The organism is Bacillus cereus group sp. BceL062 (assembly GCF_051780025.1).
Classification (GTDB): domain Bacteria; phylum Bacillota; class Bacilli; order Bacillales; family Bacillaceae_G; genus Bacillus_A; species Bacillus_A toyonensis.
Genome location: NZ_JBPWGY010000005.1, coordinates 187,431 through 203,050, shown reverse-complemented (window position 1 = coordinate 203,050; position 15,620 = coordinate 187,431). Strand labels below are relative to the sequence as shown.

The window sequence follows — 15,620 nt, the reverse complement described above, 5'->3', positions numbered from 1 at the left end:
ATAGCATGACACCTTTCATATTTAACTCGCTTCTAAATTTAAAGAAGTCTTCCACCCAGCAGCAGTAACGCCAGATTCTAATAACATTCTACTTATTATTTTTTCAATTAAGATAGCCGCATTTGTCTTGCAATGTAATGTAGCCTGTATACAGACTTTTTGCTTAGAATCTACATCTTCACTATATAACTCTTTTAAACCGAGACCTTCTGTACTTACCATGTGCATGAGTAAAAAACGAATATGTGCTTCATTTTCTTCGGAACAAGTAAGAGAAAGGAAGTAGTTTGTTTGTTCAGGTGATTCTTCTTTTGATTTTTTATTCATAAAGAGAGCGATCGGGCGAAGTAGTATATTTGCTAGTAAAACGCCGGTTGCACCTAATATAGCTGCAAGGAGAAAACCAGCGCCTGTAAGAGTACCGACAGCAGCAGCACACCATAAAGTAGCAGCAGTATTTAATCCTCTAATACTAAAACCGTCACGGATAATCACACCGCCTCCTAAAAAGCCAATCCCACTAACAACTTGAGCAGCAATACGTGAGGGGCTAGCATCATGATCAAGCATGACGGATAATAAAACAAATATACAGGCACCAAGTGATACGAGAGCATTTGTCCGTAAACCGGCCATCCGGTGTCTCCATTGCCTTTCCATTCCGATGCAAGCACCTATAATAATTGCGATAAATAATCTTAATACAATGTCATACCATACCATCATGGTCACCTCCATACATATAAGTACGTGTTATGTTTTTAAGAATGAGTGAGGAGTACCCACTCATTCTCGTTTTTATCCCGCTATTTGCGGGCAGTAAGACCCCTACCTCAAAATTAAGCGAAAACAAAACAGTTAGGTGGGGGTCGGGCTGCCCGTAAAAGCCCGATTGGTGTGGGCTAATAATCAGTGGGGGATGAAAAACCCCCCCACTGATTAAAGTTTCACTTTATAACCAGCTATGAAACTTTTTAATATAAACTTTTTTCAGGAATTGTGTTAAGAAAGCATAGCCTAATAGTATTCCTACTAGCCAAGGGAAATAGCTAAGTGGTAATGCTTGTAAACCAATGGCCGCACCAAGCGGTGAGAATGGAATATAAATTCCGATTGCCATAATACAAGCGGTTAATAAAAGTACCGGTGCTGATGCAGTACTTTGAATGAATGGAATCTTCTGTGTTCTTATCATGTGAACGATTAAAGTTTGTGTGAGCAGTCCAACGACAAACCAACCAGATTGGAATAATGATTGTTCGCTAGGTGTATTTGCACCGAAGACATTCCACATGACTACGTATGTGATAATATCAAATATGGAACTAATTGGACCGATACAAATAATGAAGTTCCGTAAGTTTGCAGTATCCCATTTTCTCGGTTTTTCTAAAAATTCTTTATCCATTTTGTCCCATGGAATAGACAGCTGTGAAATATCGTAAAGCAAGTTTTGAATTAAAAGGTGAATGGCAAGCATCGGTAAAAAGGGAATGAAAGCACTTGCCACTAACACACTAAATACATTTCCAAAGTTAGAGCTAGCCGTCATTTTAATATATTTTAAAATATTTCCAAACGTAGTGCGTCCTTCTAAAATACCCGATTCTAATATAGTTAAACTTTTTTCAAGTAGAATAATATCGGAAGACTCTTTTGCGATATCAGTTGCAGTATCAACAGATATTCCAACGTCAGCATCACGTAGTGCTACGGCATCGTTAATACCATCCCCCATATAACCTACTGTATGACCGTTCCCCTGTAAGGCACGAATAATGCGAGATTTTTGTATTGGATTTAGTTTTGCGAACACTGCTGTTTCTTCGGCTAGTTTTGCTAATGCTTTATCTGGTAAAGAATCGATCTCGTAGCCAAGGATAGGCTCACCAATATCCAATCCAACTTCTTTACAAACTTTTTTTGTAACAATTTCATTATCACCAGTTAAAATTTTTACTTGTACACCATGTTTCTGTAATGCTTGAATAGCAACAGCTGCAGATGGTTTCGGTGGATCTAAAAAGCCAATATATCCAGCGAGAATCATATTAGTTTCATCTTTTACCGTGTACTCTTTATCATTTATTTTTCTATCTTTTTTATAAGCTACAGCAATTACACGCATACCTTCGCCATTCAATGTCTCACTTAGTTGTTTGACATTTGAGCGCATTTCCTCGGTAAGTTGAACAATCTTTCCGTTTGATTCAGTGTAGTTACAAATGGATAAAATTTCTTCTACGGCACCTTTACAAACCATTGTATGTTCACCTGAGATGTCTTTGACGATGACGGACATGCGACGGCGGGCAAAATCAAATGGAATTTCATCTAGTTTTTGAAACGTTGAAGGGTCGAACTTTTGTTTTTCTTCTGTATGCTCAATAACAGCTTTATCTATTAAATTTTTCAATCCGGTTTGATAGAAGCTATTTAAATATGCAAACTGTAATACACGATCGCATGTATTACCAGTAGGATCTAAATGTCTAACAAGAACAACTTTATCCTCTGTCAATGTCCCAGTTTTATCTGTACAAAGAATGTTCATCGCGCCTAAGTTTTGAATAGAATTTAGCTGTTTTACAATAACTTTTTGCTTAGACATGTTCACAGCACCTTTAGCTAAATTAGCAGTTACAATCATTGGTAACATTTCAGGTGTAAGACCAACTGCAATAGCGATAGCGAAGAAGAAAGCTTCTTGCCAATCACCTTTTGTGAATCCATTAATGAGAAGGACAATGGGCGCCATAATAAGCATGAATGTAATTAAGAGCCAGCTTACTTTGTTTACACCTTTATCAAAGCTTGTTTCTGCGCGCTTTCCGATTACTTTATTCGCTAAAGAGCCGAAATACGTATCGGTACTTGTTGAAACGACAACAGCATTTGCGCTACCACTTACAATATTCGTACCCATAAAGCAAAGGTTTTCCATATCGAGTGGATTGAAATTTTTTTTCATATTTTTCGGTAAGATATGCTTGCTTTCTGTATGGTAGCAGTTTTCGTATTTTTCTACAGGAAGTGCTTCCCCAGTTAATGAAGACTGATTAACAAATAAATCTTTAGCCGATAAAATACGCACATCAGCTGGAACGATGTCACCGGCTGAAAGTGAAATAATATCGCCAGGTACAAGTTCTTCAATTGGAATTTCTATTGTATAATTTCGATTTAAATTCGTTACGTTTTTTGTTTCGTGTACAAATCCATCTATTCTAAAGACGCTCGCGGTTGTTCTAACCATAGCCTTTAATTTATCCGCGGCTTTTTGAGAGCGGAATTCTTGTAAAAAGCGAATCGTTGAACTTAGAAGTACCATTACAGATACGACAATTGTTCCTTGCATGTCATCTGTGAAAAAAGAGAGCGCTCCAAGAGCTAATAAAACAAAAATAAATGGATTTTTAAATGCCAGCAGAAATTGGATGTACCAAGGCAACGTTTTATTATGAGCAATTTCGTTCGGACCATATAAAGAAAGTCTACGGGACGCTTCTTGTTTAGAGAGTCCATTTTCTGTAGTTTCTAGAAGTTTTAATGCAGAGTTTATATCTTGTGTTGCAACTTCCACTAATACTTTGTTATTTGTTTGCATGCTATCTTGATCGTAAGCATGCTTTGTTTCTTGTCTTTGTAAATTTAACATCGGTAGTTCCTCCTTTGTCATGAAGGAGGAAACAATCTGTTACTCGACTATTTAAAATTAGGAGGAACAGCTTCTTTCCTACCTACATGATGAAATATTAACGTAAAACATATGGGTATCTGGGCCGAATCATCACTTGCCACTGTTCCTCACCTCCGCACAATTTAATAGTTTCTGAATATGCTATGTTTGTTTCATAGTCAGGTGCATAAAGACATAAAAAGACCTTTACTCACAACGAGTAAAGGTCTGAATTCACAGTTAAAAAACGTCCACACGAAAGCCTGTTAGTAAACATAGCTAAAAACAGTTTTTGTGTATGACAAAATACATGCACCTCTCCCTCGTTGAGTTTTAGCACTGTATAGCATAGGTACTGAAACCAGCTACGTTAAAAAAGGCCTTCATTCCGACCTTTCCTGTTGACCCATTGGCGTCTCTCGACATTTTTGGGCAGCAGCGTTTCTCTATACAGGAGCCTCACCTAACAGAGACCATATTCAATTACATGTTGAATGTTAGCACTGTAAAATCGTAGTGTCAATATCTTTTTAATCTGTTTTTTTGAAAAATCAAATAGATTTATGAAGGGTATATAGTATGAAATAAGTTGTATTTTTTGAGAATAAGTTGGAAAAATAAAAAATAATGAACATAAATAAAAAGCACTCATTACAGTGCTTTTTATAATAGATTATGAGATTGTAGGATTTTCAAAAATAACAATTTCTGAGTTACTTGTTGTTGAAACGCGTTGTGCGTAATATGTTAAAGCTGAAGAAATATATGTTGGTAATGTCTCATTTGTATGTGATGTTGTATATTCATGGATTAATTCTTTTAAAGTCGTCCATTCTAATTGTGCTGGGTGATCAGACACGAAAGAACTTACCCAGCGATCAAATGAAGATGAAAAATCAGTTTGTAAACGAAATACTTCTTTCATAATAAAACGCTCCCTTAAAATGTAGTACAATCATTTTACCACAAAACACGAACGATAGCTAATTTTTTTAAGTATAATGTTCGTGTTATATAGTTGTCTAGATGATTGGTTATGTAAATTCAATTTGCCATTTGAAATAACATTCCGTAAGATGAAAGATAGATTATATAAAGAGCTGGAGGAAAGAAAGTGGAATTTGTATTTTTAGGAACTGGTGCAGGTGTTCCTTCAAAAGGAAGGAATGTTTCAGCAATTGCTTTGCAGTTGTTAGAAGAACGAGGACAGACTTGGTTATTTGATTGTGGCGAGGCGACGCAACATCAAATATTACATACGTCTGTACGTCCACGCCGCATTGAAAAAATATTTATTACGCATTTACATGGCGATCATATTTTTGGATTGCCGGGTTTATTGGGTAGCCGTTCGTTTCAAGGTGGAACAACAAAATTAACAGTGTACGGACCGAAAGGAATTAAACAATTTATTGAAGTGGCATTATCAGTAAGTACGACACATGTGAAATATCCACTTGAAATCGTTGAGATAACAGAAGAAGGTACTGTGTTTGAAGATAATGAGTTTTATGTAGAAACGAAAAAATTGTCACATGGCATTGAATGTTTTGGATATCGTATTGTAGAGAAAGATATACAAGGTGTTCTTTTAGTCGATAAATTGCTCGAAATGGGAGTGAAACCAGGGCCAATCTTTAAGCGTTTAAAAGATGGAGAAGTAGTTGAATTAGAGAATGGTACGATACTAAATGGAAAAGATTTTATCGGTCCGCCTCAAAAGGGAAGAATTATTACCATTTTAGGTGATACACGATATTGCGAAGCGAGTAGAGAGCTAGCACAAAATGCTGATGTACTTGTTCATGAAGCAACTTTTGCGGCAGACGATGAACAACAAGCGCATGATTATTTTCATTCCACATCTAAGCAAGCTGCGAGCATTGCACTTCATGCAAATGCGAAACGATTAATATTAACTCACATTAGTTCTCGTTATCAAGGAGATACATATAAGGAATTATTGAAAGAGGCACGAGAGTTATTCCCTAATACAGAAATAGCGACAGATTTAAAATCATTTCCAGTAGAAAAATAATGATTTTTTGAAAAATGGTAACATTAGGTTACCATTTTTTTATGTCTAAAAAATTTTAAAAATAAAACTGTTATTATTTTATACTTAAACTTGGATGATACAGAAACTTAGAATGGTTTGAATATATAGGATAAAAATACGTAATAATGATTATTTAGTAAAACTGTTATATAAGTCAGATGACATACAAGTAATACAAATAGCAGAAAGGGACTTTTATTCAGAACTTTTAAAATTCAACAAAAGTAAGCGTTTTATAAAAAACAAGCTATAATGAGGGCAGATTACAATTTATTATAAGTCACATGCATATTAGTCATTGTCGTAACAAGTGAAGTTGACTAAAACATGAGAGAGTAATATGGAGATTATAATAGGAAAGATATCATTATTTGTACTAAGTCTTTTTTACTTTTTAGCTAAACGGTATGATTAGCTAGTGTAGCTGTTGCAAGTGCTTTAGTAGAAGCTTTTTTAATAATAAGTTGGTGGGGATTTAATTGGTATACCACTCTTTAAAAGAGTTCAGAACATCAGCAGGTAGTCTAGGTTGAGTAGCGGGTGCAAATTTTAGTTGTATTAGCAATGGTTATATCACCTGTTTATGCTATGCTTGCAATGGCTTCTGTGTTAAACTTTGGATTGCTACCAGGATTTATTGCTGGTTATCTTATATCGTTTTAAATGAAAGTAATGCTATATTTCTTATGTATTATGGTATCTGGTATTATTTCAGGATATTGGTTCATTTTATTCAAAAACTATCCAATTCGTACAGCGGAACAAATTCGTGGTAGAACTGGAACAGCAACAAATGTGGCAGCTTAATAAAATAGTAGAATAAATTTTTTTCATAGAGGTTTAGGGGGAGTTATGATGAAGTACCGCTCAGTGTTTGATATTATTGGTCCGGTTATGATTGGTCCATCAAGTTCACATACAGCAGGCGCGGCAAGAATGGGGCAAGTTGCTCGTCAGCTGTTTCGTCATGAGCCAGAGAGAGTTAGCATTTCATTATATGGTTCATTTGCAAAAACATACCGTGGTCACGGTACGGATGTAGCGCTAATCGGTGGAATACTTGGATTTGAAACAGATGATTTACGTATTCCAAGTGCGTTAGATATTGCAAAAGAACGCGGGATTGAAGTGGAATTCATTGAAGAAGATGCAAATGCTCCGCATCCAAATACAGCGAAAATTCGTCTGTATAAAGGTGAAGAGGAAATTGAAGTTGTTGCTTGCTCAATTGGTGGCGGTAAAATTGAAGTTGTAGAATTAAACGGATTCGATCTTCAATTAACAGGCACGAGTCCAGCACTACTTATTGTAAATAACGATCGCTTTGGTGCTATCGCAGCTGTAGCTTCCATTCTTGCGAAACACGAGATTAACATTAGTACAATGAGCGTTTCTCGTAAAGAAAAAGGAAGAAGAGCGCTTATGGTCATTGAAACAGATGAATTGTTAGCAGATGAAGTGATTGAAGAAATAAAAGGGCAACAAAATATTTGTCAAGTAACTATTATGGATTAATTGCAGGGGGGACACACCATGTTTCGGAACGCAGCGGAACTAGTGGCGCAAGCTAAAGAACAAAATGTAAAAATCGCAGAAATTATGATTCAATGTGAAATGGAAACAAGACATATTTCACGTGAAGAAGTAATTGCTGGTATGGAAAAGAACTTAGTCGTGATGGAACAAGCAGTAGAACGTGGTATTCGCGGCGTGAAATCACCAACTGGTTTAACTGGCGGTGATGCTGTAAAAGTTCAAGCGTATATGAAGAGCGGAAAAGGCTTATCTGGAGATACGATTTTGGACGCAGTGAGTAAAGCTGTTGCAACAAATGAAGTAAACGCGGCGATGGGGATTATTTGTGCAACACCAACAGCAGGTTCTGCTGGAACAGTGCCAGGTGTACTGTTTGCACTGAAAGAAAAATTACAACCTACACGTGAAGAAATGATTGAATTTTTATTTACAGCAGGAGCTTTCGGTATGGTAGTTGCGAATAATGCTTGTATTTCTGGTGCGGCAGGAGGATGCCAAGCAGAAGTTGGTTCAGCAAGTGGAATGGCAGCGGCAGCAGCAGTTGAGATGGCTGGTGGAACACCAGATCAAGCAGCTACAGCGATGGCAATTTCATTAAAGAATATGCTTGGTTTAGTGTGCGATCCTGTTGCAGGACTTGTAGAAGTACCTTGTGTAAAGCGTAATGCAGCGGGTGCTTCAAATGCGATGATTTCAGCGGATTTATCATTAGCTGGTGTAACGAGTACAATTCCATGTGATGAAGTGATTGAGGCAATGTTTAGAATCGGACAAACGATGCCAGTAGCACTTCGTGAAACAGCTGAAGGCGGGCTTGCAGCAACACCGACAGGTCGTCGTCTACAAGAAGAGATTTTTGGAAAGAGTAATAACTAAAAGTATATGATGATAAAAAATGGAGCTCAAGTAAGATTGAGCTCCATTTTTATTTTTCTTTTGTGAGTTGTTCCAATGTTTTTCCAAGATCATGTGATCGTTTCGTTGCCTGTGTAATACAAGAAACGAGTGCTTGTTGAAATTTATTTTCCTGTAATACTTCAATGCCTGCTTCGGTAGTTCCGCCAGGAGATGTAATTTCCTTTCGCAAAATAGAAGGGTGTTTTTCGCTTGCTTTTAGCATTTCAGCAGCACCAATCATCGTCTGAAGAATAAGCGATTTTGCAACATCTTCTTTTAAACCAATTTTTTTTGCGGCGTCTTCCATCGCCTCTACTACGTAATAAATATAAGCTGGTCCACTTCCAGACAATGCAGTCACAGCATGCATATCTTCTTCCTCTACAACAGAGACGAGACCGACCGTTTCAAATAAAGATTTTGCAGTTTGAATATGTTCCGCTGTTGTATGTTTTGAAGGCGAAATAGCGGTAGCTGATTTTAAAATAGCGGCAGATGTATTTGGCATTGCACGAATGATCGGAACGTTTTTTTGAAGTAGGTTTCTAATCGAGTGAGTAGAAACACCTGCTAATAACGAAATAATAAGCAAATCCTTATTTATATATTCTTTAAGAGGGGTAAGCGCTTCTGCAACATCCTTTGGTTTCATTGCTAGAAAAAGAATATTTGTATTAGCAAGTAGTTTTTTTTTGTTATGCGTACCTTTGACACCATATTTTGTATGTAGCTCTTGTAACCTTGTCTCGTTAGAACGATTACTTACGGTAATTTGTTCTCCTTTAACTACATTTGCGTGTAACAATCCACCAATAATCGCTTCGGCAATAGAGCCTGCACCGAGAAAGGATATGTTTTGAATAGACATGATGTTCCTCCTTTAAACTTGGTTAGAAATACTTATAAATGTACATACATTCGGTTTTTTATAGAAAACACCTCTTTTTATCTGAAAATAATGACAAATTTATGTAGAAGTTGTAAACTGAAGAGGTATTCATTTTTGAACCGGAAAGAGTCAGGGGGGCTAAGCATGACGGCGATTCACCGAATGGAGATTCCTGTGCCATTTGCAGTTGAGACTGTGAATGTGTTTTTAGTTGAGGGGGAGACATTAACATTAATTGATACAGGGACGAATACAGAAGAGGCAAAAAATGCGTTAGAAAGTCAATTAGGTACATTAGGTTATACGATAGAAGATATTGAAACGGTAGTGATTACGCATCATCATGCGGATCATTGTGGACTTTTAAATATATTTTCTGAGAAAACGAATATTATTGGACACCCTTGGAATGAGCCGTGGATCACGCAAAATCCAGAGTTTTTAAAGCGGTATCATGAGTTTTTTAGAGAGACAGCCTTGCAGTTCGGTGTTCCAGCAGCATTTTTGAATGACGAGGCATTATTGACGACAAGGACACTTAAATATTCTTGTAATAGATCGTTAACATATACTGTGAGAGAGGGGGATCGTATTGATTCTTTACCTGGGTTTACAGTAATTGAAACCCCAGGTCATGCTTCTACTCATATTTCTTTATATAGAGAATCCGATGGGATATTAATTGGTGGGGATGCTCTCATTAGTCATATTTCTTCAAATCCAATATTAGAACCACCATATGAAGGGCAAACGGAAAGAGCACGTCCATTGCTACAATACAATCAAACGTTAAAACGTTTAAGTGAAATGAATATTTCACGTATTTTATCAGGGCATGGGGAAGATGTTCTAAATGTGAAACAACTTATTGAAACGAGGTTACAAAAGCAAGAAACACGTGCATTTAAAGTACTTGAGTTATTAAAGGAAAAACCGATGACAGCATTTGAAGTATGTGTGAAGCTATTTCCAGTATTATATAAAGAACAATTGCCGCTTACTATCTCCGAAACTGTTGGACAATTAGACTTTTTAGCATATAATCAACAAGTGATGATTGATGAATCTTCGCAACAATTGATTTATTATGCAAAGTAGGTGACAGCAATGACAGGACGCTTACAAGAAAAAGTAATCGTCATTACAGGCGCTTCTAGTGGAATTGGAGAGCAAGTTGCAATGCAAGTTGCAGAGCAGGGAGCGACTCCAGTATTAATGGCTCGAACAGAGGAGAAACTACAAGCGTTAGCAGACAAAATAAAAAAAACTTATGATACGCCTTGCTATTATTATGTATTAGACGTAAGTGAAGAGACGAAAATACAATCTGTTTTTTCAAAGGTATTACAAGAAGTGGGACGTATTGATATATTGGTAAACAATGCGGGTTTTGGTATTTTTAAAACGTTTGAAGAGGCATCAATGGATGAAGTAAAGGATATGTTCCAAGTAAATGTATTTGGACTAGTAGCTTGTACGAAAGTGGTATTACCTTATATGGTAAAAAGAAGCGAAGGACATATTATTAATATTGCTTCACTTGCCGGAAAAATTGCAACTCCGAAATCAAGTGCGTATGCAGCAACGAAACATGCTGTATTAGGATTTACGAATAGTTTACGCATGGAATTAGCGAATACAGATATTTATGTTACAGCGATTAATCCAGGTCCGATAGATACAAACTTTTTTGAAATAGCGGATCAATCTGGTACATATGTAAAGAATATGGGACGTTACATGTTAAAACCAACATACGTAGCAGAACAAATCGTAAAGTCGATGCACACGAAAAAACGTGAAGTAAACTTACCGAAGTGGATGGGAATTGGCCCAAAACTTTATGCTTTATTCCCAGGTTTGTTTGAACGTGTAGCAGGTAAATCATTAAGTAAAAAATAGGAGATTTCCACATGGAAATCTCCTATTTTTTATTGTTTTCCAGTCACATAATCATAAACAATATCCTCAATCTCCTCGTATAAATCAATTTCAATATTTGAATGAGTCACCGTTTGAATATGTTTCACTAGCATTTCCTGATCTTCTTTTGATATTGGACTGCATTGATATTGTTGAAAACTTTTTATAATCATTTTCTCAATTAACTTTTCGTTCATATTTTTCCCCGCCTGTATGTACGTATGTATTGTTTTATTGTACTTGAAGTGAAATAAAAAAACTACCATGCACTATTTTGTATAAAAATTCGGTTGAGTATATTATTTTTCTAGTAAAATTAAGTTTTTTAGTTTTAAAAAATTTATAAATATTTAATTGACTCTATAAATATACAATATTATAATCATACTTAATTTAAAGAATCAATATGAGGAGGAACTTATGAAAGTCGCAATTATTGGAGCAACTGGATATGGAGGTATTGAATTAATTCGGTTATTAGAGCAGCATCCGTATTTTTCGATAGCATCTCTCCATTCTTTTTCGCAAGTTGGTGAGTGTATAGCGAATGTATATCCACATTTTCGAAATATCCTTGTCCATACGTTACAAGAAATTGATGTGGAGGAAATAGAGAAGGAAGCAGAAATTGTATTTTTAGCAACCCCAGCAGGTGTATCGGCAGAATTAACTCCAAAGTTATTACAGGTAGGTTTAAAAGTAATTGACCTATCTGGAGACTTTCGTATGATAGATCCCTCATCATATGAACTGTGGTATAAAAGGCCAGCTGCACAAGAAGAAATTCTTAGGAAAGCAGTATATGGGCTAAGTGAATGGAAAAGGTCTGAGGTTCAAAATGCAGATTTAATTGCAAACCCAGGATGTTTTGCTACAGCTGTATTATTAGCGATAGCGCCGTTAATGCGTAGCGGCATAATTGAAGAAGATTCCATTATTATTGATGCGAAATCAGGAGTATCTGGAGCGGGCAAAACGCCAACAACAATGGCTCACTTTCCTGAGTTATATGATAACTTACACATTTATAAAGTTAATCAGCATCAGCATATTCCTGAGATTGAGCAAATGCTTGCAGAGTGGAATAGTGAAATGAAGCCAATCACGTTTAGTACACATTTAATACCGATATCACGGGGGATTATGATTACACTTTATGCGAAAGTGAAAAAGGAAATGAAAATAGAGCAGCTTCAAAAATTGTATGAAGAAACGTATGAATACTCAGCTTTCGTTCGAGTTCGCTCTCATGGAGAATTTCCAAGTCCGAAAGAAGTAAGGGGCTCAAATTATTGTGATATTGGGGTAGCTTACGATGAAAGAACAGAAAGAGTTACGGTCGTTTCTGTTATAGACAATATGATGAAAGGTGCGGCTGGGCAAGCGATTCAAAACGCAAATGTATTAGCGGGATTGGAAGAGACAACAGGTTTACAGCATATGCCGCTTTATCCATAAGGGGGACATGATGATTAAAGTAGCGTCTATTACAAAATTAGAAAGTGGTTCAATTGTAACGCCGAAAGGCTTCTCGGCAATCGGTACTAGAAATGGTTTGAAAAAGGAGAAAAAGGATTTAGGTGCAATCGTTTGTGACGTACCAGCATCGTGCGCCGCTGTTTATACAACAAATCAAATACAAGCAGCACCCCTGCAAGTAACGAAAGATAGTATAGCAACTGAAGGGAAATTACAAGCAATTATCGTTAATAGCGGAAATGCAAATGCTTGTACAGGAATGAAAGGTTTGCAAGACGCTTACGAGATGCGCGCATTAGGGGCAGAACATTTTGGGATGAAAGAAAATTACGTTGCGGTCGGTTCAACTGGTGTAATTGGAGTACCTTTACCGATGGATAGCATCCGCAAGGGAGTTACATCTCTTATACCGACAAAAGAAGTAAGTGAAGCTCATTCTTTTTGTGAAGCAATTTTAACGACGGATCTTATAACGAAAGAAACTTGTTATGAGATGATTATTGATGGAAAAGAAGTGACTATCGCTGGTGTTGCTAAAGGTTCAGGAATGATTCATCCGAATATGGCAACGATGCTTAGTTTTATTACAACAGATGCCAATATAGAGCATGAAGTATTGCAAACAGCATTATCACAAATTACGAATCATACATTTAACCAAATTACGGTAGATGGAGATACTTCTACAAATGATATGGTCATCGTTATGGCAAGTGGATTGTCGGAAACGAAACCAATCAATATGGAACACACAGATTGGGAAACTTTCGTATTTACTTTACAGAAGGTATGTGAAGATTTAGCAAAAAAAATTGCACAAGATGGTGAAGGTGCTACGAAGTTAATAGAAGTAAATGTGTTAGGGGCTAAAGCGAGTGAAGAGGCAAAGAAAATTGCAAAGCAAATAGTTGGTTCAAGTCTTGTGAAAACCGCAATACACGGTGAAGACCCAAATTGGGGGCGAATTATTAGCAGTATTGGACAAAGTGAAGTAACGATTAATCCAAATACAATTGATATTACTCTTCAATCTATCGTTGTGCTAAAAAATAGTGAACCTCAAATATTTTCTGAAGAGGAAATGAAAAAGAAATTAAAAGAACATGAAATTATTATTGATGTGTATTTACATGTAGGAAAAGAGACCGGATCAGCTTGGGGATGCGACTTAAGTTATGATTATGTAAAAATAAACGCTTGTTATCGTACATAAGGAGAGAGAAGATGAGTGATTATATCGTAATTAAATGCGGCGGTAGTATGTTGAATCAATTAAATCATGTGTTTTTTGATTGTATAAAGAAATTGCAACAGAAGTATAAGGTAGTGATTGTCCATGGTGGTGGACCAGAAATTGATGCCAAATTAAAAGAGTGTCATATCAAAGTGGAAAAAAGAGATGGATTACGAGTAACACCAAAAGAAGTGAGGGATGTTGTTCAAATGGTGCTATGTGGTAGTACAAATAAAAAGTTTGTAATGAATTTACAAAAGCATAATTTACTGGCCGTAGGGCTTTCAGGGTGTGATGGTAATTTACTTCAAGTTCAACCTGTCAGCGAAGAAATAGGATATGTAGGAGAGGTAAGTTATGTAGAAACAACCTTATTAAAAAAATTAATAGATATGAATTATATTCCTGTTATTGCCCCAATCGGAATAAATGGTAATGAGGTGTATAACATAAATGCGGATACTGCTGCAGCTGGGATTGCGGATGCGCTATCCGCAAAAGAACTTATTTTCATTACAGATGTAGATGGGATATTACATGAAGGAAAATTAGTAAAAAAAACAGATGAACCTGAAATTGTTACTTTTATAGAAAAAGGTGTTATTACAGGCGGGATGATTCCGAAAGTACGGGCGGCACTTACATCATTAAAAATGGGAGTACAAAAGGTAAGTATTGTGAATGGTACAAAGGATTTTACTAAGGTCACAGGTGAGTGTATCGGAACGACGGTAACGAAAGGCGTGAGTATCGTATGACGAGTCATCTTTTTCAAACGTATGGAAGAAGAAACGTTGAGTTTGTAAAGGGGAATGGAACGAAAGTTATTGATAAACATGGTAAGCAATATGTAGATTTCACTTCCGGTATTGGAGTATGTAATTTAGGACATTGTCATCCTACTGTTGTAAAGGCGGTTGAAAAGCAACTTAGAGACATATGGCATATATCGAATTTATTTACAAACTCCTTACAAGAAGAGGTTGCATCGTTAGTAACAGAAAATACAGCATTAGATTATGTGTTTTTTTGTAATAGCGGGGCAGAGGCGAATGAAGCAGCTTTAAAGCTAGCTCGTAAGCATACTGGAAAATCTCTAGTCGTAACATGTGAGCAGTCTTTTCACGGTAGAACATTTGGAACGATGAGTGCAACAGGTCAAGATAAGGTGAAAGAAGGGTTTGGTCCACTACTTCCGTCTTTTTTACATATCCCTTTTAACGATATACAAGCATTAGAGGAAGTAATGAATGAAGAAGTTGCAGCAGTAATGATAGAAGTTGTTCAAGGAGAGGGCGGAATCATACTAGCTGATTCGTTTTTTTTGAAAGAAATCGAAATATTATGTAATAAGTACGGTTCTCTATTTATTATAGACGAAGTACAAACGGGTATAGGAAGAACCGGAACACTATTCGCTTACGAACAGATGGGAATAAAACCTGATATCGTTACTATCGCTAAGGCTCTTGGAAATGGTATTCCCGTTGGAGCAGTAATTGGTAGGAAAGAACTTGGCTCTTCTTTTAATGCGGGATCACACGGTTCAACTTTTGGAGGGAATTATATTGCGATGACTGCTGCGAAAGAAGTGTTACAGGTAAGCAAGGAACCATCCTTTTTAAAAGACGTACAGGAAAAGGGCGAATACGTATTAAAGAGATTGCAAGAAGAGTTATGTCATGTCGAATGTATTCAAAATATTCGTGGCAAGGGGCTTATGATTGGAATCGAATGTAAGCATGAAGTTTCAAATTTTATAGAACAACTTGAAAAAGACGGGCTACTCGTATTACAAGCAGGGCCTAATGTCATAAGACTATTACCGCCACTCATTGTAACGAATGAAGAGTTAGAACAGGCAGTATATATGATAAAAAAAGTAGTTTGTACAAAAAACGTATCAATCATATAAGGGGGAAAT

Annotated in this window: 16 protein-coding genes and 1 riboswitch; of the genes, 11 read left to right on the top strand and 5 right to left on the bottom strand. The window is 36.5% G+C overall.

Annotated features, from left to right (window positions below; genetic code table 11):
- Nucleotides 1–21 precede the first annotated feature (21 nt).
- The 3 genes from ACS2MN_RS14300 to ACS2MN_RS14290 all read right to left on the bottom strand — a co-directional run bounded on the left by ACS2MN_RS14300 (nt 22) and on the right by ACS2MN_RS14290 (nt 4,604).
- Entirely contained in the window at nt 22–723 is a 702-nt protein-coding gene (locus ACS2MN_RS14300; RefSeq protein WP_000262353.1) for an MgtC/SapB family protein, read from the bottom strand.
- Nucleotides 724–952: 229 nt separating this feature from the next.
- Nucleotides 953–3,658: a magnesium-translocating P-type ATPase gene (gene mgtA, locus ACS2MN_RS14295; protein WP_346994724.1), complete on the bottom strand. Its 2,706-nt coding sequence runs from the start codon at nt 3,656–3,658 to the stop codon at nt 953–955.
- Between the two features lie 331 nt (nt 3,659–3,989).
- Nucleotides 3,990–4,157: riboswitch (M-box (ykoK) riboswitch) on the bottom strand.
- Between the two features lie 195 nt (nt 4,158–4,352).
- The gene (locus ACS2MN_RS14290; RefSeq protein WP_000665712.1) at nt 4,353–4,604 is read right to left on the bottom strand and encodes a DUF3932 family protein; all 252 of its coding nucleotides are present in this window, start codon (nt 4,602–4,604) and stop codon (nt 4,353–4,355) included.
- A gap of 189 nt (nt 4,605–4,793) precedes the next feature.
- Here ACS2MN_RS14290 and rnz point away from each other — a divergent pair, with 189 nt between their 5' ends.
- The 5 genes from rnz to sdaAA all read left to right on the top strand — a co-directional run bounded on the left by rnz (nt 4,794) and on the right by sdaAA (nt 8,150).
- Entirely contained in the window at nt 4,794–5,717 is a 924-nt protein-coding gene (gene rnz, locus ACS2MN_RS14285) for a ribonuclease Z (protein WP_000397436.1), read from the top strand.
- A gap of 561 nt (nt 5,718–6,278) precedes the next feature.
- Nucleotides 6,279–6,401 carry a hypothetical protein gene (locus ACS2MN_RS14280; RefSeq protein WP_015000946.1) on the top strand — a complete coding sequence of 41 codons (123 nt, stop codon included), beginning with the start codon at nt 6,279–6,281 and terminating at the stop codon, nt 6,399–6,401.
- A gap of 9 nt (nt 6,402–6,410) precedes the next feature.
- Entirely contained in the window at nt 6,411–6,545 is a 135-nt protein-coding gene (locus ACS2MN_RS14275) for a hypothetical protein (protein ID WP_255257361.1), read from the top strand.
- A gap of 48 nt (nt 6,546–6,593) precedes the next feature.
- Nucleotides 6,594–7,253, top strand: a complete 660-nt coding sequence (gene sdaAB / locus ACS2MN_RS14270; RefSeq protein WP_000877455.1) for an L-serine ammonia-lyase, iron-sulfur-dependent subunit beta — start codon at nt 6,594–6,596, stop codon at nt 7,251–7,253.
- Nucleotides 7,254–7,271: 18 nt separating this feature from the next.
- Nucleotides 7,272–8,150: an L-serine ammonia-lyase, iron-sulfur-dependent, subunit alpha gene (sdaAA, locus tag ACS2MN_RS14265; RefSeq protein ID WP_000489451.1), complete on the top strand. Its 879-nt coding sequence runs from the start codon at nt 7,272–7,274 to the stop codon at nt 8,148–8,150.
- 49 nt (nt 8,151–8,199) lie between these two features.
- Here the strand turns inward: sdaAA and proI are convergent, their stop codons facing one another.
- Entirely contained in the window at nt 8,200–9,039 is an 840-nt protein-coding gene (gene proI, locus ACS2MN_RS14260; RefSeq protein ID WP_000027278.1) for a pyrroline-5-carboxylate reductase ProI, read from the bottom strand.
- A gap of 165 nt (nt 9,040–9,204) precedes the next feature.
- On the opposite strand from proI, the gene ACS2MN_RS14255 reads away from it, so the two are divergent.
- Both ACS2MN_RS14255 and ACS2MN_RS14250 read left to right on the top strand, forming a co-directional pair.
- Entirely contained in the window at nt 9,205–10,158 is a 954-nt protein-coding gene (locus ACS2MN_RS14255; RefSeq protein WP_088055238.1) for an MBL fold metallo-hydrolase, read from the top strand.
- A gap of 9 nt (nt 10,159–10,167) precedes the next feature.
- Nucleotides 10,168–10,962: an SDR family NAD(P)-dependent oxidoreductase gene (locus ACS2MN_RS14250; RefSeq protein WP_087949746.1), complete on the top strand. Its 795-nt coding sequence runs from the start codon at nt 10,168–10,170 to the stop codon at nt 10,960–10,962.
- A 29-nt stretch (nt 10,963–10,991) separates the two neighbouring features.
- On the opposite strand, the gene ACS2MN_RS14245 is transcribed toward ACS2MN_RS14250, so the two are convergent.
- A complete protein-coding gene (locus tag ACS2MN_RS14245) occupies nt 10,992–11,180 on the bottom strand; it encodes a YqzH family protein (RefSeq protein WP_001003222.1) in 189 nt (62 codons plus the stop codon).
- A gap of 223 nt (nt 11,181–11,403) precedes the next feature.
- Here ACS2MN_RS14245 and argC point away from each other — a divergent pair, with 223 nt between their 5' ends.
- The 4 genes from argC to ACS2MN_RS14225 are packed head-to-tail and all read left to right on the top strand — an operon-like array spanning nt 11,404 to nt 15,611.
- A complete protein-coding gene (argC, locus tag ACS2MN_RS14240) occupies nt 11,404–12,441 on the top strand; it encodes an N-acetyl-gamma-glutamyl-phosphate reductase (protein WP_000861210.1) in 1,038 nt (345 codons plus the stop codon).
- 10 nt (nt 12,442–12,451) lie between these two features.
- Nucleotides 12,452–13,675 carry a bifunctional glutamate N-acetyltransferase/amino-acid acetyltransferase ArgJ gene (argJ, locus tag ACS2MN_RS14235; protein WP_346994725.1) on the top strand — a complete coding sequence of 408 codons (1,224 nt, stop codon included), beginning with the start codon at nt 12,452–12,454 and terminating at the stop codon, nt 13,673–13,675.
- An 11-nt stretch (nt 13,676–13,686) separates the two neighbouring features.
- Nucleotides 13,687–14,454 carry an acetylglutamate kinase gene (argB, locus tag ACS2MN_RS14230; protein WP_001286772.1) on the top strand — a complete coding sequence of 256 codons (768 nt, stop codon included), beginning with the start codon at nt 13,687–13,689 and terminating at the stop codon, nt 14,452–14,454.
- Nucleotides 14,451–15,611: an acetylornithine transaminase gene (locus ACS2MN_RS14225; RefSeq protein WP_000200531.1), complete on the top strand. Its 1,161-nt coding sequence runs from the start codon at nt 14,451–14,453 to the stop codon at nt 15,609–15,611. Before argB ends, ACS2MN_RS14225 begins: the two co-directional genes overlap by 4 nt.
- Nucleotides 15,612–15,620 lie beyond the last annotated feature (9 nt).